This window comes from Corynebacterium variabile, assembly GCF_006539825.1.
Classification (GTDB): Bacteria; Actinomycetota; Actinomycetes; order Mycobacteriales; family Mycobacteriaceae; genus Corynebacterium; species Corynebacterium variabile.
Genome location: NZ_BJNT01000020.1, coordinates 51,919 through 76,793, shown reverse-complemented (window position 1 = coordinate 76,793; position 24,875 = coordinate 51,919). Strand labels below are relative to the sequence as shown.

The window sequence follows — 24,875 nt, the reverse complement described above, 5'->3', positions numbered from 1 at the left end:
CCGTAGAGCTCTTTGCTCCGGTCCCGGTTGCGTCCTTTAGCGTGGTGTACAGCTACCGCCCGGTGAACCCCTTGCCGACCAGCAAGGAGACCACCGCGGTACCTTTCGACTCAGCTCCTACACATCCTCGAAAGGACACCAACGATGGCCTCCGCGCCCAATCATATCGACCCCACCGGATACCTCGACGATCTGCTGGCCCAAACCTCACCAGACCTGATGCGCCAGATGCTCCAGAACACCATCAACCTCCTACTGTCCGCCCAAGCCGACCAGGTCTGCGGCGCCGAATACGGCATCACCAGCGACACACGCACCAACCGCCGTAACGGCTACCGCCACCGCGACCTCGACACCCGCGTGGGCACCATCGACGTCGCCGTGCCGAAGCTGCGGCAGGGCTCCTACTTCCCCGACTGGCTGCCGGAACACCGCACCCGCGTCGAATCCGCCCTGACCAGTGCCGTGGCCACCGCCTACCTAAAGGCGTGACCACCCGACGGATGGATGACCTGGTCAAATCCCTCGGCATCACCGGCATGTCCAAGTCCCAGGTGTCGACTATGGCCAAAGACCTCGACTCCATGGTCGCCGACTTCCGAACCCGACCCCTGGACGCCGACCCCTACCTGTACATGTCAGCCGACGCGTTGACAATCAAGGTCCGCGAAGGCGCCCCGGGTGGTGAAAACCTCGGTCCTGCTGGCGACCGGCATCAACGCTGAAGGGGTCCGGGAGATCCTCGGCATGCAGGTCGCCACCGCCGAGTCCACGGCGTCGTGGACCGGGTTCTTCTACCGATCTGAAGGCCCGGGGGGCTGGACATCGTCGGGTCGATCACCAGTGACGCGCACTGCGGGATCCAGCACGCCATCGGTGACGTGTTCCCCGACGCCTCCTGGTAACGATGCCGGACCCGTTACGCGAAGAACCTGTCGGAGGTCGTTCCGAAGTCCGAGCGGAAGTGGGTGCGCACCATGTTCCAGTCGGTTTTCGACCAGGAGACCCCTGACCGGGTGTGGGCGCAGGCCAGGGCGGTGGTCGACATGCTCGATGACAAGCTGCCGAAGGCTGCGTCGCATCTGGAGGAGGCTCTGGATGAGATCCTGGCGTTCACCGCGTTTTCCGAAGCCGGCGTGGACGAAGGTGTGGTCCAACAATCCGACGGAGCGGTTGAACAAGGAGATCCGCTGGCCGACCAATGTCGTGAGGATCTTCCCTGACCGTGACTCGGTGGTCCGGTTGGTCGGTGCGGTGCTGGCTGAGCAGCATGAGGACTGGATGCAGCAGCGTCGGTACATGCCTCTGGCGGTGTTGTCGGCCACGGCGGGGATGCTGGTGAAGGCCCGGGCGACCGATGATGCAGGCGTCGTCGTCGGTGACGGTCAGGAGGCTCTTGTGGCGTAGGGAATCTTGTTCCGTCAGCGGTCAGTACTTCGCGGAGTCAGCCGCTGGCGGATACACCACTCAAAAGGACTTGACCGACGTCATCGGCAGAGAACCGGGGGCGGCGACCTGCCTGGCGGCGGTGGGCGGCAGTGGCGGCGGTGTGGGTGGGGGTGATGCGAGGTGTGGGGGTGGCGTGTGCGGTGAACGTCATGGGTCAAACGCTACGCTGCCAGGGGATTCTGCGCGCTTTTTGGTGCCGTGGAGAAACTTATGGCCTTTCACCGGGGGTATTGAATGCCCTTCATAAAGGGTGTCGGGGCCTCCGGCTGGACAAAGCCGCCCCGGAGTGAAACTAAAACATGTTGTACTCTTATACCGTTCTGCGGTGAATGAGATGAACCTTCAGGTTCGCACTATGGCGGCGGAGCCGGGTCGGTGTACCGACCGCGTCCTCGGCCGTGAGCTTCGCCCGGCGCCCGGCCATCAGTCCTCCGGCTGGTAGCTGCCGTGCTCGCCGAAGAAGGCTGCGGCCTGCGCCAGGATCCCGTCGGCCAGCTCGGGACGGCAGATCAGCACGTCCGGCAGGTAGGTGTTCTCGTTGTTGTAGACCAGCGGGGACCCGTCCAGTCGACTGCAGTGCAGGCCGGCGGCCGCGCACACCCCCACCGGCGCGGCATTGTCCCACTCGTACTGGCCACCGGCGTGAAGATAGGCGTCATTGTCGCCCAGCAGTACGCTGATCGCCTTCGCGCCGCAGGATCCCATCGTCACCAGTTCCATGCCGGTCTGCTCCGCGACATGCACCGCGACCTGGGGAGTGGAGTTCCGTGAGATCACCAGACGGTTCGTGGGATGTCCCGTCACCGCCCTGGATTCCCCGGTGGTGAACACCTGGCCCAGATCCGGCATCCCCACCGCCGCCGTGGTGACGGAGCCGTTGATCGCGAGTGCGATGTGCACCGCCCAGTCCTGGCGCACGCCCGCGTACTCGCGGGTGCCGTCGAGCGGGTCGATGATCCACACCCGCTCCTTCTTGAGACGGATCAGGTCGTCAGCGGCTTCCTCGGAGAGGACCGAGTCTTCCGGACGGTGAATGGCCAGTGCACGGGCGATCCACTCCTGGGCGATGGAGTCCCCGGCGTCCCCGAGTTCACCGTCACGCAGCAGTCCGACATTGCGGACACCCTTGAGGATCTCGCCGGTTCCCTGGGCGAGGCGGCGGGCGAGGGTCTCGTCGTCAATCGTAGACGTCATGGGGACAGTGTAGCGGCTGAGCGTCCCGGGACCCTGTCCTGTCGCGCCCCGCGGCGTGTAGCCTGAAGAGAATTCGGCGCAACCACCTCCGGTCAGCAGGCCGGAAATAGGTGAACGGCGCTGGACAGCGGTAAGTTACAGGATACTACCTAGGGCGTTTCCTGCGTGTGTTCTCCGCCGGGTTCCCGCGCGCCGCCCCGTCCCGGAGAGAAGACCTTGCCCCGACTGTCCCGACATGCCGCCGTCCTCGTCGGCTCCCTGTCCGTCACTGCGCTCCTGGCTACCGCGACCCCCGCCGTCGCCGACACCACCCTCACCTTCCGGGACCTCGGCGCTCCGGTAGACCAGTCAATGCCCGGACGCACCGCCACGACCACACTCACCCTGCCCGTTCCCGACGGTCTCATCCCGACCGAACTCACCGGCACCCTCCAGGTGCCCGCGTCCTTCTCCCGCGGCGTGGTCGAGGTCAGTCAGGACAACCGTGTCATCGGTCGCGGCACCGTCACCGGTTCCACCGATGATGACGGCACAGACCTGCGCATCCCGCTGGCCGACGCCACCGTCACCGACGGCGCCGTCACCGTCCAGCTGCGCACCACACTCACCCCCGTCGACGACGGATGGTGCCACGACCCGCTGGACACCGTCACCAGCACCCTGCGGGATGCCGCCGTCGCCTTCTCCGGCACCCCCTCCGCCCCACGGAACCTCGCGGACGCCCTGCCGTCGGTCCTCAGGAGCCTGACTGTAGCGGTCCCCGACAACCCGGACGAGTCGGTGCAGGCAGCTGTCCTGGAGACCGTCACCGCCGTCACAGCGCAATACCGCAGTCAGCATCCGACCGTCCGGGTGATCCCGCTGTCACAGGTCGCGGACGCCGGGACAACCACCCGAACCGACGCCGCCTACACGCGCACCGTGGTCATCCCCGGCGACACCTCCGACGACGGCATGACCCTTGAACAGCCCGGAACCGATGACGCCCGCATCGTCCTCCACGGCACCGGAGACGAACTCCTCGACCAGGCGCGACTGCTCACCGCCGACCGCTCCACCGATGCCACCGCAGCCGACCTCTCGGGACTTCTCGACAGCACCTCCGCCGACGCCGGGGCCGCGGACGTGGTCCTCGCCCCGCAGGCCCGGACCCTCACCGATCTCGGCGCCGCAGACCTCACCGCCTCAGGGGTCGGCAGTGCACAGGTCACCTTCGGCATCGACCAGGGTGACCTCGGACGACTCGCCGGGGCAACCTCCCTGCACCTGACGGGGAACCACACCCCGCTCGTCGACGGCATCACCTCCGGTGAGGTCACGGTCGCCGTCAACGGTACCGTCGTCGACCGGACCACCGCGGCAGGCGACGGTGTCCTCGACCGGCAGATCGACCTGCCCGACGACCTCGCCCAGCGCTACAACACGGTCACCGTGACCTTCGCCATGGGTGGGCAGCAGGCAGACTGCGGCACCACCGCGCCCGTCGAACTGCGGATCGACGGATCCAGTGTGGTGAGCTCCACCGACGCCACCGAGCCGACTCCGCTCACCGCCGGTTTCCAGGGCCTGCCCCAGGCCTTCCTCCCGGAGGTGGACGTCGTCCTCGCCGACGGCGGTGTCACCGACCTCGACCGGGCCGCCCGCATCCTCGCCGGCCTCCAGGAGACCACCGCGGCACGCGTCCGCCCGGTGCCTGCCGAGCTCGAGGAGACGGTGGAGTCCGACCGACCTGTCCTCGTCGTCGACGCCGACGGCGACCACACCGACGAGGCCACCGGTGGCGACCCGCTGCCCGTGACCTACCGGGACGGCGTCCTCAGCGTCGACGGGCGCGACGCGGAGACCGACACCTCCTACGGTGCCGTCCAGACCAGGTGGGACACCGACCACCGGCGAATGCAGGTCATCGCCACCTCCACCGGTGAGCCGCAGCTGCTCGACACTCTTCTGGTCTCACTCGACCGGGCCACGGCATCCGGTGACGGCACCGGATGGGCTGACCTGCGCGGCACCGCCGTGCTGCAGCAGGAGTCCGGTACACCCCGGGAAGTCGGGGTTCCGGTCGACGACGGATCCGACGTCGGCAGTACCAGCAGTACCGGCAGTGCAGACAGCGGTCCGGGGACCACCGCCGTGCTCGCGGTCCTCGCCGCGGTCGTCGCGGCCGTCGCGCTCCTTTTCACCGTGCTCGGCACCGTCAGCAGACGCGGCAACCCCGGCTCTGACCAGGACGAGCGGTGAACCGGTACCTGTGGCGCTGGCTGACACTCGTCCTCGTGTGCGCCCTGGGGTACTGGAGTTCACTGGAACGGTCCCTCACCGACGGTGCCGCAGGGGGGACTGCCGTACACCGTCACGGCCGTCGCCATGGGACTCGTGATGTTCTTCGGCATCGAGATGCAGAACCGCACCGTCCTGCCGATACATGACCGGGAAGTCGACTGGATCATCGGGACCATCGCCCTGGTCCTTGCCGTCAGTGCGCGTGCCCAGCTCGCGCCCAGGCTCGTCGAGTGGTTCGACCTGCTGCGACTGGACATGCTCAGCCTCATCATCTTCGCCTTCGGTGTCAGTGCCCTCGTCTTCGGTAGCCGGGCGACCCTCCGCTTCGGCTCGGCATGGGCGACTCTGCTGCTGTTCAACAGTCCGGTCTTCCTGATCGTCTCCCTGCTCTGCGGCGGCGGCTGGACCGGCACGGCCTGTGCCGCGAGTGTCGGACTGGCGGTCGCCGCAGCCGCCGCCGGAAACCGGGTCAGGCACCGCGCGGCCGCCGCAGGAGTCACACTCGTGGTCGGGGTAATGCTCACGCTCCTCACCGGAGCGGTGGTCGGGCAGGACCGGTTGCGTGAGGCACTCTCCGGGGCCGCCGGCATCACGAGCGTCCTCCCGGCCCTTGCCGGTGTCCTCACCGCCCTCGCGGTCGACGCCGCCGTCCGCCACACTCTGCCGACGATCCGACACCGGGACCCGTCGGTACGGCACACGCGGGCGGCCCTGGTCCCGCTCACCGCCGCCGTCGCGGTCCTCCTACTCGTCCCGTTGCCGGAACGTCCGACGACGTCCGCGACAGCGGACGCGCCGGGCACCCAGCCCACCGGCACCCCTGCCCCGGCCGGGTGGAGCGTGACCGGCTCAGAACGGTTCGCATGGACCGCCGACTATTTCGGGGCGGGCGCCGACTTCCGACGCCAGGTGCTCCGGGCGGACGCCGTGGTCGATGACTGGGACACGGACAACCGGCACCGCACTGTCGTGGTCGACACCCTCACCTCCGACGGCCCGGTGAACGCCAGCCGCTTCGGCGACGAGGGCTTCTACAGCAGTGTCAACGGTCGTCGCTCCCCGAAACTCGACGTGGGCCTCGGGCACGGTGTCACGGGACGGGTCTACACCGTTCTCGACGACGAGGCCTACCTCACCTACACGCGCCTCCGCGTCAGCTGGCGCGACGACGGTGGCCGGATCCACGACATCTCCGTCATCGCCGTCGACGACCACCGTGACAGTGCTGTCTTCCCTGCTGTCACCGGCAGCCTGACCGGCCTGGCCGGCCGCATCGTCACCGTCCTGTTGCGCGGTGGTGCAGTCACCGAGGACCCGGACGCCGACTACAAGGACCTTGACGTGGTGACCGCAGTGGCCACCGGCATCGTCGACGCCCGGTGGGAGGAGGGACAGTGACCACCCCCGACGAACGCTCCGCCGCTGCCCTGCATGACGCCGTCCACGGCCTCTACGAGCGGACCCCCGAATACTCCGCCGCAGTGGCGTTCACCCGTCCCCAGAAGATCGCCTTCCTCACCCTGCTCGGTATCGTCGTCGCCGGCGTCGTCCTCGCCCGATCCACGACACTTGTCCTGATCAGCGGCTTCTTCGTCACCTGGTACGCCGCCACCCTCGCCGACCGTTTCATCATGTTCCGCCGAGGCCTGAACGCCGACGCCATCCTGCAGGTCTCCGACGCCGACGCCCACGCACTGTCCGCCGACGAGCTGCCCCCGTACACTGTCCTGGTGCCCGCCTACGGTGAACCGGAGGTCGTCGGCCAACTCATCGGCGCGGTGCGCTCCATCGACTACCCGGCGGAGAAACTCCAGGTCCTGCTGCTGTTGGAGCAGGATGACACCCCCACCATCGCCGCAGCGGAGGAGTCCCTGGCCAGGGATCCCGAAGGCGCAGAGGTCGTCACCGTCCTACATGTCCCACCTGCTGAACCCCGCACCAAGCCGAAGGCCTGCAACTACGGTCTGCACTACGCGACCGGTGAGATCGTCACCATCTACGACGCCGAGGACACCCCCGACCCCCTGCAGCTGCGTCGGGTCGTCGCCGCCTTCCGACGGCTCGACGCGGAGACCGGAGCTGCGTCAGGGGCTGCGTCCGAAGCCCGGACAGTGTGCATCCAGGCCCGGCTGAGTTACCGCAATGCCCGCCAGAACATGCTCACCGCCTGGTTCACCATCGAGTACGACGTGTGGTTCAAACTCATGCTCCCCGGCATCATGCGGATGCGGGCACCCGTGCCGCTCGGCGGTACCTCCAACCATTTCCGACGCGGCGTCCTCCGGGAACTCGGAGCGTGGGACCCTTACAACGTCACCGAGGACGCCGATCTCGGCGTCCGCATCGCCGCCCACGGATACCGCACCGCCGTGCTCGACTCCGAGACACTGGAGGAGGCCAACAGCGACACCATCAACTGGCTGCGCCAACGGTCCCGCTGGTACAAGGGCTACCTGCAGACCTGGCTCGTCTACATGCGCCGCCCTGACCGACTGCTCCGGGAGATCGGGTTCATCCCGGCGCTCCGGTTCACGCTGCTCATGGCGTCCACCCCGATCATCGCGGTGGTGAACCTCGTGTTCTGGTACCTCTTCCTCCTCTGGATCATGGGGCAGCCGGACTTCGTCGCCGAACTCTTCCCGCCGGCCGTCTTCTACCCGTCACTGGTCTGTCTCGTCGCCGGTAACGCGCTGACCGTCTACATGAACCTCGTCGGCGTCAGGGAAGGACGTGACCCGCTGCTGATCCTGGCGGTGCTGACCTACCCGGCGTACTGGCTGTTGATGAGCATCGCCGCGGCCAAGGGCATGTGGCAGCTGTTGTTCCGCCCCTCCTACTGGGAGAAGACCGCCCACGGGCTGGAGGAATGATGGGCAGCATCCTGAAGCGACCAGCCACCGTCTTCGGCCTGGCGTCCCTGTTCTACCTCTGTGCCGGTGTCCTGCTGACCGGTCGGGGCTTCTACCTCGGCGACTCCCTCTCGCGGCTGCAGTCCGCGCAGTCGGTCCTCTTCAGCCGTTCGCCCGCACTCGTCGACATCGGTTTCGTCTTCACTCCGCTGAACACCCTGTGCGAACTGCCGCTGGTCGCTCTCGACCACTGGATTCCGGCGATGACCGACCGGGCCCTGGCCGCGGTGACCGTCTCCGCCCTGTTCACCGCGGGCGCGGTACTGCAGGTCTGGCTGACCGGCACCGACCGTGGCCTGCGCACCCCATACCTGGTGGCCGTCACCCTGCTGTTCGCCCTGAATCCGATGGTGGTCATCTACGCAGGCACCGGCATGAGCGAGGGACCGTTCCTCTTCGCCATGGCCTGGGCGGTCCGGCGGCTCATGAGATTCCTGCGCACCGATGACGTCCACGACCTCATGGCCGCGGGCATCGCCGTGGCCCTCGGCTTCCTCGCCCGCTATGACGCACTCGTCGCGGCGGCCGCCGGAGCGGTCCTCGTTGCCGTCATCACCTTCACCCGGCGGGACACCGGCCCCGGTGCAGGGGCAGGTGCCGGCGCACTGCCGTCCCCGCGTCACCGCCTGGGGCGGGCGGTGACGGATACCGTGGTGTTCCTGTTCCCTGTCACGGTCGCCGCCCTCGTCTGGTTCGCCACCTCGTGGCTGACCACCGGCATCCTCAGCGCCCAGGTCAACGGCAGCTACGGCAATGCGTCCATCCTCGAATCCAGTGGTGGGTCGATCTCGGGGATGCCTGCGGCCCGAGACTCGGTCGTCCGAGTCCTGCTGCTCGCCCCGGGCCTGCCGGTGCTCGCAGTGGTGGTGCTCGTGCTCGCTGTCCGCCGACGGTCCGTGGACAGTACCGCGCCGTTCCTGCTGTTCGGCGGGATCCTCGGGTTCCAGGTGCTTTCCGCGGTCATCGGTTCCACTTTCGGACTGCTCCGCTTCTTCCTGGTCGCGGTTTTATTCGTCACCGTGCTCGCGCTCACGGTGCCGACGCCCCGGGGCGAACTCCCCGCACGACGTCCCGGTCCCGTTCCGCAACCCCGGGGTACCGTGGCTGCACTGGACCGACCGGTGGTGACGGGTGTCGCGAGCCTGATGCTGCTGGCGGTGGGTGCGGTGTCAACCACGGTGGCGATGACCTCGCGGGAGTGGGCACCGCAGGAGTACGCGTTGGCGGCGGAGACACCCCTGGCGTCCCGCATGGACGCCGGTGACCTGGAGGACCGTCGGACTGTGCTGCGGACCTGGACGACGGAACGCCGCCTCGCCGAGTACCTCGACGCCCGGGATCTCCCGGAAGGTTCCGTTCTGCTGGACACCACTTTCGGGTTCCCGGTGGTGCTGTTCTCCTCCCGGCCGGAGACCTTCGTGGTCCCCTCCGACCCGGATTTCGTCACCACACTGAGCAGTCCCGGGGACCACGGCGTGCGCTACATTCTTGCGGTGCCGCCGACCGGTCGTGGCGCGCAGGACGCCGTGAATCTGCGCTACCCGACGATCTGGGACAACGGTGCAGGTGTCGGGACACTGGACCTGACGGTGCCCAACGACGGATCGGGGCAGCCGGATTTCCGGCTCTACCGCGTGCGGGAGACTCCCGAAGGGTGAGTGTGTGGGTGAGTGGGTGTGTGGGTGTGTGTAACTGGTACGGGTGTTGGCCGTGCGGGGGGATCGGGCATGCCTGGTGCGGGTCTTCTACCGCTCGTGTGATGTTTCGCCTGCTGCAGCCGCCAGGCAGGAGAGTTACCTGGGCCTTCGACGGCGTCACCTATGCCTGCGAGTGTGTTCCGCGGGTGGCCCGGAGCGTCGCCTGGGCCTGCAAGCGGTCGCAATGTCAGACAAGAATGTCGCCTCGACCGGGAGACCTCGACACTCTTGTCTGCCATCCCGCACTCTTGTCTGCCACGGGTGAGACTGATCCATTGGGGAAGGGCCGGGCTACCGGTGAAGAGTCCCTCAGCAGTGTGCGACTCCCTGCCCCTGGAGTCGTTGTCCCGGTGGACTGCTCTGGAGTCCCAGTCCTGGAGTCCCAGTCCTGGAGTCCCGGTCCTGGAGCCCCTGCTCCGGCGGCTCTGTCCCCGAATCCCTGGGCACTGCGGCACCCGTGTGATTCACTCGGGGAATGCGTATTGGGGAATACGGTGGGGAACTCGCAGGTGGCATCCGACAGAACCAGCCACCGGCGACGGACCATCTGCTGCCGACGTGCCGTGAGTCCGAACCGACAGAGTGGTACCTCGACCGGCTCGTGCGGCGACGACGGGTGAAGGGAAGCGTGCTGCCGAACAACCTGCCGCTCACTGCAGGACAGTTGCGTACGGCAGGCGTGACCAGGGCATCCCTAAGGAAGCACTATCACCGGATCGAGTACGGCCTCTACATCCCCGTCGACCAGCTCCTCCCTGAGACCACGGACTCCGGATTCACCAGGGCTCGTCGAGTCCACCCCGCGACGCTCGTCCGGGCGCACCACAAGGCCTGTCCCGGGCACATTGTCACGGGATTCGGCGCCGCGGCCATGAGCGGCATGGAGTACTTCGCGACCGAGGAACTGCTCGAGTTCTTCGTCGCCCGTGGTGACCGGATCGGACACCAACCCCCGCATCTCCTGCTCACCAGGACCAGGAAACTCGAGGCGCTGGGGGCAGATGCCGTCGCGCCCGACGTGTCGAATCCCGGGCTTCTCGCGACTCCGCACGGATTCACCCTCGGGCGGATGCTCGACATCCTGGACCGGGTGGATGAGACACGCAATCAGCGTTGGAAAGTCCCGGACCTGTCTTCCGTGCGTCCCCACCTGGTACGGGAGTTCATCCGCCAGGTGCAGGTCAGTGATGCTTTCCATCAGGGGCTGGGGAAGGGGACAGTGGGCTCGCTGGAGAAGTTGGTGCGGACCCGGACCGTGCGGTCCGACCGGGCGGCGGCTGTTCTCGGGGCAACGGACGTCGGAGCGGAATCGACACCCGAGACCCTGCTGCGCCTGATTGTCGCGGACCTGGCACCCGGACTGCGTACCCAGATCCCGGTGTTCCGTGACAACGGACGGCTGCTGACCTCGGCCGACATGGGTTGGGAGGAGCACGGGGTGTATCTCTTCTACGACGGGCTGCACCACCGGGAGCAGACGCAACGGGACCATGACTCGAAAGTGCTGGCGACGCTGCAGAGCCATGGTGGACGCGTGTTCCGGATCACCGCCGGCCAGCTGAAGACAGTGGAGGAAGTGGTGGCGCTACGGAACCTTGTCGCGGACGCGCTGGGGATCTGAGCGGAGTGGCTGTGGTGGGGCAGTTGGCTGGAGACTCGGGTAGAGAAGTCGGTCGAGTGGGCCTGCGAGAATGCGCCGCGGGCGGTCGTGACCGTTGCGTGGGCCTGCGAGCGGGCGCGGTGGCAGACAAGAGTGTCGCATCGACCAGGAGATCCCGACATTCTCGTCTGCCGCCCTGCACTCTTGTCTGACGGTCGGGACCCGGCCGCGTCCCAGCTCACCCGACCGCCACGATCCGACCTCTGTCGAGTGTCACGACCCGGTCAGTGGCCGTCGCCTGGTCGCGGTCGTGGGTCGCGATGATGACGGTGACCCCGGCGTCCTTCTCCTCGGCGATGGCTCGGCTGATGAGGTCCGCGGTGGCGGCATCCACTGCCGACAGAGGTTCATCGAGCAGGAGCAGGGGCGCTTCCTGCGCCAGCCCCTGGGCGATGAGCGTGCGCTGATGCTGACCGCCGGAGAGGTCGGCGAGGGTGCGGTCGGCGAGGTCCGTGATCCCGGTACGCTCCATCGCCCGGTGTACTGCGGTGTGGTCGGAGCGGCTGAGACGGCGCACATACGGCAGATACCGCAGGATGCTGTGCCTGCTGCGTCCAGCGGCCCGGTGCCACCGTCCCATGGCGACGGTGTCACGGACGGTGACCGGGAAGAGTTCGGGGGTCTGACTGTGCTGGGGGACGATGCAGATGTTGTCCGGTCGGCCGGTGATCCGGCCGTGTGTGGGGTGCAGCGTGTCGGCGAGCAGGCCGAGCAATGTTGACTTTCCGCAGCCGTTGGGTCCGGTCAGTGCGGTGACGGATCCGACCGGGAAGGCCACGGTGACGTGGTCGAGGGAGAGGCTGTGCCCGTGGCCGGAACCGGGGTTCCGGCCGTAATTGCGACAGACGTCGTGGAGGGAGACAGTCTCGCGCATATCTTGATGGTAATGATAATCATTACTACATGGAAATCCTGACCGACCCTTTCGAGGTCTCCTTCGTGTTCCGGGCCCTGCTGGCCGGCAGTTTCACCGCGGTGCTCTGCGCCTGCGTCGGCACCTGGGTGGTGCTGCGCGGCCTGTCCTTCTTCGGTGACGCCATGAGTCACGGCATGCTTCCGGGGGTGGCTGTAGCGTCCCTGCTCGGGGTGAATCTCATGCTCGGTGCCGCCGTCAGTGCGGTGGTCATGTCTTTCGGGGTGGTGGTCGTAAGTCGTGCGACGCGGCTGTCCAGGGATGTGAGTATCGGTCTCCAGTTCATCGTCATGCTGTCGCTGGGTGTGGCGATCGTGTCGCACTCCGGGTCGTTCGCGGTCGACCTCACCTCGTTCCTCTTCGGTGACGTGCTGGGGGTCGGATCCACTGATGTGCTGACTGTCGGCATTGCGGCGCTGGTCGGAATCGTCGCCTGTGTGGTGATGTACCGGCCGTTCACGGCGTTGACCTTCGATCCCCGCAAGTCGCAGACACTCGGACTGCGACCCGGATTCGCCCATGTCGCGATGCTCATCCTTGTGGCGCTGGCGACGGTCGCGTCCTTCCAGATCGTCGGGACCCTGCTGGTCTTCGGGCTGCTCATCGGTCCGCCGGCGACGGCGGTGCTGCTGGTCCGGGGGATCGGGCGGGTGATGGTGCTCGCTGCGGTGCTGGGTGTGGCCCAGGTGTATGTCGGGCTGCTGGTCAGCTGGTACGCGGAGACGGCGGCGGGGGCGACGATCACGCTGCTCGGAGGTCTGACGTTCCTCGCGGTCTTGGCGGTCAGGGAAGTGGTGTGTAGAGTTCATCCCGCTCACGCAAATGACAATCATGTTCAGTAAGAGAAGATATGAGACGTACGGCCATCACCGCGCGGTCCGGTGCCGTCACCGCCGCCGCACTTGCTCTCGGACTCGCTACCGGCCTCGCCGCCTGTGGATCCGGAGATGACGGCACCGGGCAGGACGCAGGCCAGGACACTGCTGAGGCATCCCCGCACGGCTATGTCGAGGGCGCTGAGGAAGCCACCGAACCGCAGCTGCGGCTCGCCGTCTCGGATGCGGACTCCGGCACACTCACCCTGGTGGACCTGCTCACCGGTGATACGGTCCAGACCGAGGACGCCGCAGAACTGCACGGGTCCGACAACCGCTACCTGTTCACCACGGGGGAGGACACCACCACGGTGACCGACTCCGGCGTCTGGACCGTCGACCACGGCGACCACTTCCACTACTACCGCTCGGAGCCAGGCACGGTGGGCGAGGTGCCCGCCGAAGAGCCCGGCCACGTCATGTCAGCGGACACCCGCGTCGCCTTCTTCGATGACGCCACCGGCGACGTGAGGGTCTACCCGCGCGCCGACATGGACGATGACGTTCTTGAGCCGGTCACCGAGTTCAGCGCCGGAGCGCACCACGGTGTCGCCGTGCCATTCGCGGATCAGGTGGTCAGCACCATCGCCCCGGAGAAGGACAGCGCCGAATTCCCGGACACCCTGGCGGTCTTCGATGAGACGGGGGAGAAGTCCGACCTGGCCGGCGACGCCACCTGCACCGACATCCACGGCGCGGCCACTGTCCGCGATGCCGTCCTGTTCGCCTGCGCCGACGGTGTCCTCACGGTCACGGAGAAGGGCGCCCCGGACACTCTCACGTCGACCCTGATCCCCTACCCGCGGGACGCCGACGGCCGTGCCTGGTCCCTGGCCGCCGGTCGCGACCTGGTCGGCGTGCCCTTCGAGGACAGTGGACTGGGACTGCTCGACCCGGAGACCGGAACCTGGACCGTCGCCCCCCACTGATGCGCCCGTGACGACCGCCGCCGTGTCCCCAGACGACGGTTCGGTGCTCGCCCTCGACGAGGACGGCACCGGCTATGCGGTAGACCCGGATACCGGGCAGGTCCTCGCCGACTCTGAACTTGTTGGCGGCGGCGTCGAGGCAGATGGGAACAGGACCGACAGTGCGGACAGTGCCGACAGTGCCGACAGCGCCGCAGTGGTACTCGGTACCGAACGCGGTTACGTCTCGGACCCGACCTCCGGCACTGTCACCGAACTCGACGTGGCCGACGGACTGCGTGAGACCCGCGAGTTCGATCTCGGCGGAGCGCCCGGTGCCCTGGCCGTCACGGGAGGTAAATGATGCGCCGACCATTCAGCCTCCGCGTACCCGGCGCCGTCCTGGCTCTGGTGCTCGGTGCCTCCGGTGCGGTCGCCTGCACCGGCGATGACGGGAAACCGGACATCGTCGTCACCACCAACATCCTCGGTGACGTGGTCACCCGGTTGGTCGGCGACACCGCCGAGGTCCGGGTGCTCATGAAACCGAACGCCGACCCCCACTCTTTCGGCATCTCCGCCCGGGAGGCCGGGGAGGTGGAGAACGCCGACCTGGTCGTCGCCAACGGACTCGGTCTGGAGGAGGGGCTCGGCTCCATCCTCGACAGTGCCCGCGGTGAGGGCGTCGAGGTCCTCGAGGTCGGCGAGCTGGTCGACCCGCTCGACTACACCGCCGGTGCCGACAACGGTGCCGACAACGGTGCCGACAGCGCCGAGGCAGCGAAGGACCCGCATTTCTGGACTGATCCGGCGCGGATGGTGGAGGCCACCGGGATCATCGAGGAGAAGCTCACCGACGAACTCGACGGTGATGAGGCGGACCGGGTGCGGGAGGCTGCGGCGTCCTACCGCAGTGAGCTGGAACAGCTCGACGCCGAGGTCGCCGAACTGCTCGGGTCGGTGCCGGAGGACAACCGGAAGCTCGTGACCAACCACCACGTCTTCGGCTACCTCGCCGACCGCTTCAACTACCGGGTCATCGGCGCGGTCATCCCCGGCGGCACCACCCTGGCCTCCCCGTCCGCCGCCGACCTGCGGGACCTGTCCACGACCATCCGGGACAACCACGTCCCGGCGGTCTTCGCCGACTCCTCCCAGCCGCAACGCCTCGCCGAGGTACTGGCTCAGGAGGCCGGGGTGGACGTCGAGGTCGTGCCGCTGTTCTCGGAGTCCCTCACCGAACCCGACGGTGAGGCCGGGAACTACATCTACATGCAACGCACCAACGCCGAGCGCATCGCCGACGCGCTCATGCCGCGGTAGACATCCCCACTTCATCCACTGACGTTCTCAAGGAGATACCTCCATGAACCGTTCCACCCGTATCCGCCGTCGTCAGATCGCGGCCGTGCCCGCGGCGCTCACCGCCACGGTCCTCCTGCTCGCCGGCTGCGGTGACAGCGACGACAGCACCGCCGCCGGCACCTCCACCGCAGCCTCCGCCACCGGGGAACACGACCACGCCGCCGAGCCCGAGGTCGTCGAGGCCGCGCAGCCCCGCATCCTCACCACCTACGACGGTGGCATCCTGACCCTGGATGCCGACACCCTTGACGTCATCGCCGACGAGAAGATCGAGGGTTTCAACCGACTCAACCCGGTCGGCGACGGACGCCACGCCCTGGTCTCCACCTCCAAGGGATTCCAGCTGTTCGACGCCGGTGTGTGGACCGAGCCCCACGGCGACCACTCCCACAGTTACGCCACCGCCCCAGAGTTCGCCGATGTCGTCTACAGCGTGGACACCCCCGGTCACGTCGTCCGCCACGACGGGAAGACCATCCTGTTCAGCGACGGCGACGGCAAGATCCAGGTCTTCGACAGCGCGTCCTTCCTCGAGACGACCGGTGAGGACGACGCCCCCGAACCGACCGTGACCGAGACCGAGCCGCACCACGGCGTCGCCATCGACCTGTCTGACGGCACCCTGGTGCACACCGAGGGGACCGAAGAGTACCGCGACACCGTCGTCGCCGTCGGCGCGGACGGTGAGGAGATCGCCAGGAACACCGAGTGTCCCGGCGTCCACGGGGAGGCGGCAGCCCAGGGGGAGGCTGCGGCGTTCGGCTGCGAGGACGGCCTGCTGGTCTTCAAGGACGGCGGGTTCACCAAGATCCAGGCGACCGAGAGGTACGCCCGCACCGGAAACCAGGCAGGATCGGAGGAGTCCACCGTCGTCCTCGGTGACTACAAGACCGATGAGGACGCCGAGCTGGAGCGTCCCACGAAGATCACTCTGACGGACTCGGTGGCGAATACCACGAAGGTCGTCGACCTGGGCACCTCCTACAGTTTCCGTTCTCTGGGACGCGGCCCGGCCGGTGAGGCCCTGGTGCTCGGCACCGACGGTAAGCTGCACGTCCTCGACCCGGCGTCCGGTGAGGAGACCGCTGCCTGGGACGTCATCGACGAGTGGGAGGAGCCCATCGAGTGGCAGGACGCCCGCCCGACGCTGTTCGTCCAGGGTGACCGCGCCTACGTCAGTGACCCTGACACGAAGGAACTGCACGTCGTGGACCTGTCCAACGGTGAGGTCCTGGCCTCGGCGGAGCTGCCCGAGGCTCCGAACGAGCTCACCGGCGTCACCGGGTAGCGGTGCCCGGCCGCTGAGGCGCACGAAGCTGTCCGGTCTGCGTGGTTGACTGGTGGGCATGACCGACAGTGCTGGAACCACGGACCCCCTCGACCGATTTTTCGCGCCCGTGGCGTCCTGGTTCCGCGAGGTCTTCGTCGAGCCCACGGTGGTGCAGTCGCAGGCGTGGGACGCGGTGAGTCGCGGCGAGCATGCCCTCGTCGTCGCCCCGACCGGTTCCGGTAAGACGCTCGCCGCCTTCCTCTGGGCGCTGTCGCGGTTGACCTCCGCCGGACTCATGCAGGACGGGGCAGGAGAGACCGCGCGCAAGGGGACCCGCGTCCTCTATATCTCCCCGCTCAAGGCCCTCGGTGTGGATGTGGAGCGCAACCTGCGCGTCCCGCTGGCCGGGATCGCACGCACCGCTGCGGCCACCGGCACCGACATCGCCCCGGTCACCGTGGGGGTCCGCAGTGGCGACACCCCGCAGTCCGAACGGGCGAAACTGCTGCGTACCCCACCGGACGTGCTCATCACCACGCCCGAGTCCCTCTATCTCATGCTCACCTCGAAGGCCGCGGGCACGCTGGTGGACGTGGACACCGTCATCGTCGACGAGGTCCACGCTGTCGCCGGTACGAAACGTGGCGCGCACCTGGCGCTGAGCCTGGAACGCCTCGATGCGCTGGTCGCCGACCACGGGGGATCCGTGCAGCGTATCGGCCTGTCGGCGACGGTGAATCCGGTGGACACCGTGGCGTCCTTCCTCGGCGGTGACCGGCCTGTGACCGTGGTCAACCCGCCGGCGCACAAGCTGTGGGATGTGAAGGTCCGCTCGGTGGTGCCGGACTTCCGCGAACCGCCGGAGGTCGAGCCGCTGGTCGTCGACGGTGAGGACTCTGAGGACGCCCCGCTCAGCGACAGCCCTGTCGACGACGCCCTCATCGGTCCCAGCCTCATCGGCGAGGGCGTCGGTGGCATCACCGACGCCGGATCGGGACGCCGCGTCGCCTCGGGCGTGGACCGGGAATCCGCCCTGCCGCAGCAGAAGTCCGTGTGGCCGCACGTGCAGCGGGCGATCTACGAGCAGGTCATGGCCAACCGCTCCACCCTCGTCTTCGTCAACGCCCGCCGCACCGCCGAACGCCTCACCGGCGCACTCAACGAACTCTGGGCAGAGGAACATGACCCGGAGTCCCTGGCCGCACCCACCCGCCGCGACCCCGCCCAGCTCATGGCGCAGTCCGGGACAGTCGCCGCCGCCCCGCAGGTTATCGCCCGGGCCCACCACGGGTCGGTGTCCAAGGACGAGCGTGCGGACATCGAGCAGGCGCTCAAGGAGGGCTCGCTGCGGTGCGTGGTGGCGACCTCCTCACTGGAACTCGGCATCGACATGGGTCTGGTCGACCACGTCGTGCAGGTCGGTGCGCCACCGAGCGTGTCCTCGGCGGTGCAGCGGGCAGGACGCGCCGGGCACGCCGTCGGCGCGGTCTCCCGCGCCACCGTCTACCCCCTGCACCGGCAGGACGCCGAGGCCGCGACCGTCATCGTCGACCGGATGCTCGCCGGTGACCTGGAACCGCTGCACGTGGTCACCAACGCCCTCGACGTGCTCGCCCAGCAGACCGTCGCCCGCGCCGCCCAGTCCGAATCGACCGGTGGTGACCCGGTGGACGTGGAGGAGTGGTTCCGCACCGTGCGCCGCGCCCACCCCTACGCCGCCCTGCCGAGGGAGGCCTTCGACGGCGTCATCGAACTGGTCAGCGGCCGGTACCCCTCGACCGACTTCGCGGAGCTGCGTCCCCGCGTGGTCTACGACGCCACCGCCGGCACGCTCGTCGCCCGTCCCGGGACCAGGCGTGTCGCCGTGACCAGCGGCGGAACCATACCGGACCGCGGACTGTTCGGCGTGTACCTGCCCGCCGACGGGGACAACGCCGGAGGACGCCGCGTCGGTGAACTCGACGAGGAGATGGTCTACGAGTCCCGGGTCGGGGACGTGTTCACGCTCGGCGCGTCCTCCTGGCGGATCAATGAGATCACCCGTGACCAGGTCATCGTCACACCGGCGGCCGGGCACACCGGACGCCTGCCGTTCTGGGTGGGGGACGCCGAGGGCCGGCCGGCGGAACTTGCACCGGTGATCGGCGCATCGCGGCGGTCGTGGGGGACCGGTGGCCACGGTGACCTGCGGGCGGCGTCCTTCCTCGACGAGAACACCCGGGCCAACCTGGACATGTTCTACACGGAGCAGCGGGAGGCGACACAGGTCATCCCGGACGAGAAGACACTGCTCATCGAACGTTTCCATGACGAGGTCGGCGACTGGCGCGTAGTCGTGCACACCCCCTGGGGCCGGTCGGTGAACGCGCCGTGGGCGTTGGCGATCGGTGCGGCGCTCTCGCGGCGGTCGGGGATCGACGCCATGGCGGTCGCCGGGGACGACGGGATCGTCCTGCGCCTGCCGTACACCGAGGACCCGCCCGGGGTGGAACTGCTCACCGGCGGTGCCGACGCGTCCGGTGGGGACGCCGCCCCCGTCGTCGCCGAGGTGACGGACGCGGTGGGCTCCTCGGCCCTGTTCGCCGGGCGGTTCCGTGAGTGCGCCGCCCGCGCCCTGCTGCTGCCGCGGCGCAACCCCGGCAAACGTCAGCCGTTGTGGCAGCAGCGCCAGCGGGCCTCCCAGCTGCTGGATGTGGCCCGGCCGCACCCGGAGTTCCCGGTGATGGTCGAGACGATGCGCGAGTGCCTGCGCGATGTCTACGACCTGCCGGCACTCGAGAAGATCGTCGGGGCGGTCGGATCGCGGCGGGTGCGCGTCGCCGAGATCACCACGGACACGCCGTCCGCGTTCGCCGAATCCCTGCTGTTCAGCTACACCGGTGCCTTCCTCTACGAGGGGGACTCCGCCGAACGCGCTGCCGCCCTGTCAGTCGACCCGGCGTTGCTCGCCGCGGTCCTGGGTGCCCGTGGCGAGGGCCTGGAACTTGATGAGGCAGTGGTCGCCGAGATTGTCGCGGGGCTGCAGTGGCTCGCGTCCGGGCGGCAGGCCCGCTCGGCCGAGCAGGTCGTGGACATGCTGCGTGCCCTCGGGCCCCTGGCCGTCGACGAGGTCGCCCGGCGGGTCGATCCTGCGGTGCCCGGCGGGGTGGACGCGGTGTGCGACGAGGTCCGGGCGATGATCCCGCGCCGGATCTGCGGGGTGAAGGTCGGTGGCGTGCTGCGCTGGGCCGTCGTCGAGGACGCCCCGCTGCTCCGCGACGGGCTCGGTATCCCGGTGCCCCCGGGAGTGGGGGCACCGCTGGAGACGGTCCCCGATGCCGTCGACCAGCTCCTGCTGCGGTGGGCGAGAACGCACGGGCCGTTCACCGCCGCCGAGGTCGCCACCGAGTTCGGACTCGGTGCGGCGACCGCGGACGCTCTGGCGAAGCGCTGGGTGAGTGGCCGACGGCTGGATACCGTGTCCGTCAGCGGGACAGACGGGGAACGGTACGTCGACACCGGCGTCCTGCGCAGGCTGCGCGCCGCGACCCTGGCGAAGGCCCGTGGTGCACTCGAACCGGTGAGCCGGCAGACCTATGCGTCCTTCCTGCAGTCCTGGCACGGGTTGGGCGAGGGGGAACGCGAGGACCTGGCTAGCGTCATCGAGCAGTTGGCGGGTGTCGCGCTGCCGGCGAGTGCCTGGGAGACCGTGGTGCTGCCTGCGAGGATCCCCGGGTATGCGCCTGCGGATCTCGACGATCTCATGACCTCAGGTGAGGTCGTGGTCGTCGGTGCCGGTGCGGCGTCGCCGACGGATCCGCTGGTCATGCTGCTGCCCGCGGACCTGGCGCCGCTGCTGGTCGCCGCGACCGAGGGATCCGATGTGCCGCTCGGGCCGGTCGCGCAGCTGATCCGTGACCGGGTCGCAGGGGGAGGGGCCTTCCTCGCCGCGGAGATCGGGCGTGCGCTCGGGGAGGCCGAGGACTCTCCCGACAGTCCGTCGCATGATGCGGTGGACGCCGCGATCCGTGAGCTCTTCGACGCGGGCGTCCTCATGCCCGATTCCTTCGCTGCGGTCCGGGCCCGGCTGGCCGGTACCGGGATCACTGACGTGGCTGGTCACCGGGGTGGGGCAGTATCGAAGGGCGCGCACAAGGCGCCGCGGCGCGGACGCGGTCGGGGTTCCACCGCGCGGCTGCGCATGGGTCGCACCACCTTCGCCCAGACCGTGAGGTCGGAGGAGGTCCGTTCGCGCCGGGCGGCGATGAACGCCCATGCCGGGGTACCGGGACGTTGGTCCCTGGCGCCCGCGCCCGGTGGTGCAGCGGCCGACCGCGCAATCGCCCGTGGCGAAGCCTGGCTCGACCGGTACGCGGTGGTGACCAGGGGCTCCGTTATGGCGGAGCACACCGAGGGAGGCTTTGCTGCGGCGTACCGGATGCTCACAGCCTGGGAGGACAACGGCACGGTACTGCGCGGGTATGTCGTCGACGGTCTCGGTGGTGCACAGTTCGCATCACGGGAGGTCATCGACCGGCTCCGCGAGATCGAGGAGGACGCGGTAACTGACCCGGGCGTTCCGGTTGTGCTGGCCGCCTCGGACCCGGCGAACCCCTTCGGCGCGGCGGTGCCGTGGCCGGAGGTTTACGGGGCAGGTGGTGACTCTCCCGGTGGTGCCGGGCGACCGACCCGTGGCGCCGGAGCGTTGGTCGTGGTACAGGACGGCCGCCTGCTCGCCCATCTCACCCGGGGAGGACGCAGTGTGCTGCTGTTCTCTCGACCGACGCTTGGTGAGGGTGATGGTGCCAGTGGTGTAGGTGCCGGCAGTGCTGCCGTTGCCGCTGATCCGGCGGATGTGCAGGCCGTGGTGACGGGGTTGACGGCTCTCATCTCGGCCGGACGCCTGTCCCCGGTGACCGTGGAGAAGATCAACGGCACAGAGGTCATGGCGCTGGGTACGGCGACCCGGGCGTGGACCGAGGCGGGTGCCCGGTTCACCCCGAAGGGACTGGTCGTGCGCTGACTCCCGCGCTGACCCACTCCGCACTCTGACGGTCGGATCCTCGAGTGGAGAAGGCGTCCGTCTCAGTCCCGGGACGGGCGCTTCCGGTGCGTGTCCTCGTTGAACAGTGCGGTCATCGCATCGAGGAAACCGATGACCGCCTCGCGCGCCTCGGCGGGGACGCCGCGCGCCACCTCGAACATGGCTTCGTGCATCGGGCCGGCCCACGCGGCAAGTTCCCGGTGGGAGCGCTCAGTCGCGCCCAGGAGGACGGCCCTGCGGTCCTCGGGATGGCTGTTGCGGGCCATATGGCCGGACCCGGTGAGCCGGGTGATGAGCTTCGCTGTGGCAGCGGTGCTGATCCTGAGCTGATCAGCGAGCTCCCTCGCGGTCAGGGGGTGACCGGACCGCTCGGCGGCGATCACACGGCGCAGGGCCTCCAGGTCGGTGCCGTTCATCCGCATGTCCGCGCCCAGCCGACGCCGCATCTCCTGGTCCGCGGTGCGGAACCGGCGTACTGCGGCAAGCAGTGCGACCGGCGGTGCCTCTTCGTCGTACCAGTATTCCCGGGGCATTCACGGGTCCTTCCGCGCCAGATGTGTCACAGGTTTCCCAATATACAAGGCCCAGGATAAGCCCACGGGGGAGGTGGGGAGGGTATTGAGGTATGCGCTTCGCCATTATGCTAACTTGGTTAGCGTTATCGAGAGGCTATGTTGACCGGAAGGAGACACCCTATGACCACCGGGCCCGCCACCACGCTCGTCTGGTTCCGCGACGATCTCCGCCTCGCCGACAACGCTGCACTTCAGTGGGCTGCGCAACGGGGTCAGGTCATTGCGGTCGTCATCGACGAGGATGCCGCTGCCACCGGGGCCCGCCCGCGCGGTGCCGCGGCATCCTGGTGGCGCGACCGGAGTCTCTCACAGCTCTCCGGGCGTCTGCTCGACCACGGTGTCCGGTTGCTCCACCTGGCGGGGGACCCGGTGGAGATCATGACGACCCTTCCCGGCATCCTCGACGTGGACGCGGTCGTGTGGAACCGGCGGTATGAGGAACCGCTTCGGGCCGTCGACCGTCGCGTCAAGGACATTCTGCAGGGCGGTGGCAACGAAGTCCACAGCTTCCCCGGCCACCTGCTCACGGAACCCTGGCAGATCACCACCGGGGAGGGCCGACCCTACCGGGTCTTCACCCCGTACTCCCGTGCCGCGGCGCCGGTCGCCCAGGACGCGGTGGAGCGGTTGGTGGAAGCCACGGCGCAGGCGCCCGATGCACTGCACGGTCCCGAGGGGGATCTTCCCGAGGTTCCGTTCCACTCGGTCCGGTCGTCGGCCGCTGCGTCGTGGACCGCGACTCTGGCAGCCCACTGGACACCGGGTGAGGAAGCGGGGCAGGCGACCCTCGCTGCGTTCGTGACAGGTGACCGGAGGACGACGGCGACCGGTAGCCCCGGTTACGCCGACGGGCGTGACATCCCGGATTCCGACGCGACCACCAGGCTCTCTCCGCACCTGCGTTTCGGTGAGGTCAGCCCGCACCGGGTGTGGTTCGCGGTGGCCCGTGCCGTGGCTGCCGGTGACCTGCCTGTCGCAGACGGCACGTCACTGCACAGCGAGCTGTTGTGGCGGGACTTCGCGTGGCAGCGCCTCTACCATAGGCCCGATCTCGCAGCCCGGTGTGTCCGTGAACAGTTCACACAGTTTCCGTGGCGGTGGGACAATTCTCTGCCCGGGGACGTGAAGCACCTCGGTGATGCCACAGCCCTGGCGCAGGACCTGTCGGCGTGGCGTTCCGGGACCACCGGCATTCCACTGGTGGACGCAGGCATGCGGGAACTCTGGACCACAGGCTGGATGCACAACCGGGTGCGGATGGTGGTGGGCAGCTTCCTCACGAAGAATCTGCTCATCGACTGGCGCCACGGTGAGCAGTGGTTCTGGGACACCCTCGTCGACGCAGACCCTGCGTCCAACCCGTTCAACTGGCAGTGGATCGCCGGATGCGGCGACGACGCCTCCCCCTACTTCCGGATCTTCAACCCGGAGACCCAGCGCAAGAAGTTCGATCCGGAACTCGGGTACGTCAACCGGTGGGTCCCCGAGTTCGCAGGCCCGGAAGCGGCGCACGCGGGGCCGTACCCGCCGCCGATGGTCGACCTCAGAGAGTCGAGGCAACGCGCCTTGGCCGCCTACGAGTGTCTCAACGCCCCGTGACCTGTTCAACTGTGTCCGTTACCGTCAGGAAGATCTGTGAATACCCTCGTCAACACGCACCCCGTCGATGCCCTGCTGTTCCTTTCCTTCGGTGGTCCGGAGCGGGCCGAGGACGTCGTCCCTTTTCTGGAAAATGTCACCCGCGGCCGGGGTATACCCCGCGCCCGGTTGGAGGTGGTCGGTGAGCACTACTTCGCGCTCGGCGGACGTAGCCCCCTCAATGACCTCAACCGCGAGATCATCGCCCATGTCGAGACCGAACTCGCCTCACGTCACCGTGACCTGCCGGTCTACTTCGGCAACCGGAACTGGCATCCGATGGTCGAGGACACCGTGGAACGGATGGCCGACGACGGTATCCGTAACGCGCTCGTCTTCGCGACCTCGGCCTGGGGTGGATATTCCGGGTGCCGCCAGTATCACGAGGACATAGCCAGAGCCCGCCGGGCGGTCCTGGAGCTCGGCAAGACTCCGCCCCGGCTTCAACGGCTGCGGCAGTTCCATGATCATCCGCTGTTGATCAACACTTTCGCCTCCGCTGTCGATGACGCCCGGCGCTCCCTCGGTGACCCGGGTGACCTCAGCGACAGGGTCGTGGACGCCGATCTTGTCTTCACCGCCCATTCCGTGCCGGTTCGTGCAGACCGGGAATCAGGTCCGGCCCAGGGTGATGGCCACCTCTACTCAGGTCAGGTCCGGGAGTCCGCACGGTTGATCCGGGCGGCGTCCTCGTTCGGAGATGCCACGGACGCGGATGTGGAACTGGTATGGCAGTCCCGTTCCGGTCCGCCGTCGGTGCCGTGGTTGGATCCGGACATCTGCGACCATCTGCGGGACCGGGTGAGCCACGGCAACCGCCGCCCGGTGGTGCTGTGCCCCGTGGGATTCGTTTCGGACCATGTCGAAGTGCTGTGGGATCTGGACACCGAGGCGAAGGAGGTTGCCGATGAGCTGGGGATCGGCTTCCGACGGGCCGCTACTCCCGGGCCGACGCGGTCCTTCGCACAACTCGTCTGCGATCTCATCGATGAGGTTGTGGTTTCTGACGATGTATCGAACACCGCAGGTGCAGGCGACCGTTGCGGAACAGTGCCCAATTACGGCGGTGCCGTCAACGGCTCACCGTGTGCGGTCGGGTGCTGCGGGACCTGAACA

17 protein-coding genes and 1 pseudogene are annotated in these 24,875 nt (G+C 68.2%); 14 read left to right on the top strand and 4 right to left on the bottom strand.

The window, feature by feature from the left end; genetic code table 11:
- The first annotated feature begins 144 nt into the window (after positions 1-144).
- Positions 145-1,407, top strand: a pseudogene (locus CVA01_RS12190) (IS256 family transposase).
- 37 nt (positions 1,408-1,444) lie between these two features.
- On the opposite strand, the gene CVA01_RS14970 reads toward CVA01_RS12190, so the two are convergent.
- Both CVA01_RS14970 and CVA01_RS12185 read right to left on the bottom strand, forming a co-directional pair.
- Complete coding sequence (locus tag CVA01_RS14970) at positions 1,445-1,600, bottom strand: hypothetical protein (protein ID WP_170209781.1); 156 nt, start codon at positions 1,598-1,600, stop codon at positions 1,445-1,447.
- 272 nt (positions 1,601-1,872) lie between these two features.
- The gene (locus CVA01_RS12185; protein WP_073884127.1) at positions 1,873-2,643 is read right to left on the bottom strand and encodes a 3'(2'),5'-bisphosphate nucleotidase CysQ; all 771 of its coding nucleotides are present in this window, start codon (positions 2,641-2,643) and stop codon (positions 1,873-1,875) included.
- Between the two features lie 216 nt (positions 2,644-2,859).
- Here CVA01_RS12185 and CVA01_RS12180 point away from each other — a divergent pair, with 216 nt between their 5' ends.
- The 5 genes from CVA01_RS12180 (at position 2,860) to CVA01_RS12160 (ending at position 11,153) form a co-directional block, all read left to right on the top strand.
- Positions 2,860-4,884 carry a cellulose biosynthesis cyclic di-GMP-binding regulatory protein BcsB gene (locus CVA01_RS12180; RefSeq protein ID WP_141331057.1) on the top strand — a complete coding sequence of 675 codons (2,025 nt, stop codon included), beginning with the start codon at positions 2,860-2,862 and terminating at the stop codon, positions 4,882-4,884.
- A gap of 84 nt (positions 4,885-4,968) precedes the next feature.
- Entirely contained in the window at positions 4,969-6,324 is a 1,356-nt protein-coding gene (locus tag CVA01_RS12175; RefSeq protein ID WP_141331055.1) for a hypothetical protein, read from the top strand.
- Positions 6,321-7,796, top strand: a complete 1,476-nt coding sequence (locus CVA01_RS12170) for a glycosyltransferase (RefSeq protein ID WP_244938293.1) — start codon at positions 6,321-6,323, stop codon at positions 7,794-7,796. The genes CVA01_RS12175 and CVA01_RS12170 overlap by 4 nt, the downstream gene beginning before the upstream one ends.
- A complete protein-coding gene (locus CVA01_RS12165) occupies positions 7,796-9,493 on the top strand; it encodes an ArnT family glycosyltransferase (protein ID WP_244938292.1) in 1,698 nt (565 codons plus the stop codon). Before CVA01_RS12170 ends, CVA01_RS12165 begins: the two co-directional genes overlap by 1 nt.
- Before the next feature lie 514 nt (positions 9,494-10,007).
- A complete protein-coding gene (locus CVA01_RS12160) occupies positions 10,008-11,153 on the top strand; it encodes a putative endonuclease domain-containing protein (protein WP_244938291.1) in 1,146 nt (381 codons plus the stop codon).
- 217 nt (positions 11,154-11,370) lie between these two features.
- On the opposite strand, the gene CVA01_RS12155 is transcribed toward CVA01_RS12160, so the two are convergent.
- Positions 11,371-12,066, bottom strand: a complete 696-nt coding sequence (locus CVA01_RS12155; RefSeq protein ID WP_141331053.1) for a metal ABC transporter ATP-binding protein — start codon at positions 12,064-12,066, stop codon at positions 11,371-11,373.
- Positions 12,067-12,095: 29 nt separating this feature from the next.
- Here CVA01_RS12155 and aztB point away from each other — a divergent pair, with 29 nt between their 5' ends.
- Genes aztB through CVA01_RS12125 form a run of 6 tightly spaced genes read left to right on the top strand, consistent with a single transcriptional unit; the run spans position 12,096 to position 21,525 of the window.
- On the top strand, positions 12,096-12,947 hold the full coding sequence (gene aztB, locus CVA01_RS12150) for a zinc ABC transporter permease AztB (RefSeq protein WP_141331051.1): 852 nt from the start codon (positions 12,096-12,098) through the stop codon (positions 12,945-12,947).
- 8 nt (positions 12,948-12,955) lie between these two features.
- Positions 12,956-13,909, top strand: coding sequence for a hypothetical protein (locus tag CVA01_RS12145; protein ID WP_141331049.1), 954 nt, complete (start codon positions 12,956-12,958; stop codon positions 13,907-13,909).
- Positions 13,910-13,916: 7 nt separating this feature from the next.
- Positions 13,917-14,252, top strand: a complete 336-nt coding sequence (locus CVA01_RS12140; RefSeq protein WP_141331047.1) for a hypothetical protein — start codon at positions 13,917-13,919, stop codon at positions 14,250-14,252.
- Positions 14,252-15,211: a zinc ABC transporter substrate-binding protein AztC gene (gene aztC / locus CVA01_RS12135; protein WP_244938290.1), complete on the top strand. Its 960-nt coding sequence runs from the start codon at positions 14,252-14,254 to the stop codon at positions 15,209-15,211. Before CVA01_RS12140 ends, aztC begins: the two co-directional genes overlap by 1 nt.
- Positions 15,212-15,254: 43 nt before the next feature.
- The gene (gene aztD, locus CVA01_RS12130; RefSeq protein WP_141331045.1) at positions 15,255-16,541 is read left to right on the top strand and encodes a zinc metallochaperone AztD; all 1,287 of its coding nucleotides are present in this window, start codon (positions 15,255-15,257) and stop codon (positions 16,539-16,541) included.
- 58 nt (positions 16,542-16,599) lie between these two features.
- A complete protein-coding gene (locus CVA01_RS12125) occupies positions 16,600-21,525 on the top strand; it encodes a DEAD/DEAH box helicase (RefSeq protein WP_141331043.1) in 4,926 nt (1,641 codons plus the stop codon).
- Positions 21,526-21,587: 62 nt separating this feature from the next.
- Here CVA01_RS12125 and CVA01_RS12120 read toward each other — a convergent pair whose 3' ends face one another.
- Positions 21,588-22,079, bottom strand: a complete 492-nt coding sequence (locus tag CVA01_RS12120; protein ID WP_073884138.1) for a MarR family winged helix-turn-helix transcriptional regulator — start codon at positions 22,077-22,079, stop codon at positions 21,588-21,590.
- Positions 22,080-22,241: 162 nt separating this feature from the next.
- Here CVA01_RS12120 and CVA01_RS12115 point away from each other — a divergent pair, with 162 nt between their 5' ends.
- Positions 22,242-23,720, top strand: a complete 1,479-nt coding sequence (locus CVA01_RS12115) for a cryptochrome/photolyase family protein (RefSeq protein ID WP_141331041.1) — start codon at positions 22,242-22,244, stop codon at positions 23,718-23,720.
- A 36-nt stretch (positions 23,721-23,756) separates the two neighbouring features.
- Entirely contained in the window at positions 23,757-24,872 is a 1,116-nt protein-coding gene (locus CVA01_RS12110; RefSeq protein WP_141331039.1) for a ferrochelatase, read from the top strand.
- Positions 24,873-24,875: the final 3 nt, after the last annotated feature.

Excerpts from the sequence above, each read along its gene's own strand:
- CVA01_RS14970 (WP_170209781.1), bottom strand. The coding sequence starts at position 1,600 with ATGACGTTCACCGCACACGCCACCCCCACACCTCGCATCACCCCCACC.
- CVA01_RS12185 (WP_073884127.1), bottom strand. The coding sequence starts at position 2,643 with ATGACGTCTACGATTGACGACGAGACCCTCGCCCGCCGCCTCGCCCAG.
- CVA01_RS12165 (WP_244938292.1), top strand. The coding sequence starts at position 7,796 with ATGGGCAGCATCCTGAAGCGACCAGCCACCGTCTTCGGCCTGGCGTCC.
- CVA01_RS12160 (WP_244938291.1), top strand. The coding sequence starts at position 10,008 with ATGCGTATTGGGGAATACGGTGGGGAACTCGCAGGTGGCATCCGACAG.
- CVA01_RS12155 (WP_141331053.1), bottom strand. The coding sequence starts at position 12,066 with ATGCGCGAGACTGTCTCCCTCCACGACGTCTGTCGCAATTACGGCCGG.
- aztB (WP_141331051.1), top strand. The coding sequence starts at position 12,096 with ATGGAAATCCTGACCGACCCTTTCGAGGTCTCCTTCGTGTTCCGGGCC.
- CVA01_RS12145 (WP_141331049.1), top strand. The coding sequence starts at position 12,956 with ATGAGACGTACGGCCATCACCGCGCGGTCCGGTGCCGTCACCGCCGCC.
- aztC (WP_244938290.1), top strand. The coding sequence starts at position 14,252 with ATGCGCCGACCATTCAGCCTCCGCGTACCCGGCGCCGTCCTGGCTCTG.
- aztD (WP_141331045.1), top strand. The coding sequence starts at position 15,255 with ATGAACCGTTCCACCCGTATCCGCCGTCGTCAGATCGCGGCCGTGCCC.
- CVA01_RS12125 (WP_141331043.1), top strand. The coding sequence starts at position 16,600 with ATGACCGACAGTGCTGGAACCACGGACCCCCTCGACCGATTTTTCGCG.
- CVA01_RS12120 (WP_073884138.1), bottom strand. The coding sequence starts at position 22,079 with ATGCCCCGGGAATACTGGTACGACGAAGAGGCACCGCCGGTCGCACTG.
- CVA01_RS12115 (WP_141331041.1), top strand. The coding sequence starts at position 22,242 with ATGACCACCGGGCCCGCCACCACGCTCGTCTGGTTCCGCGACGATCTC.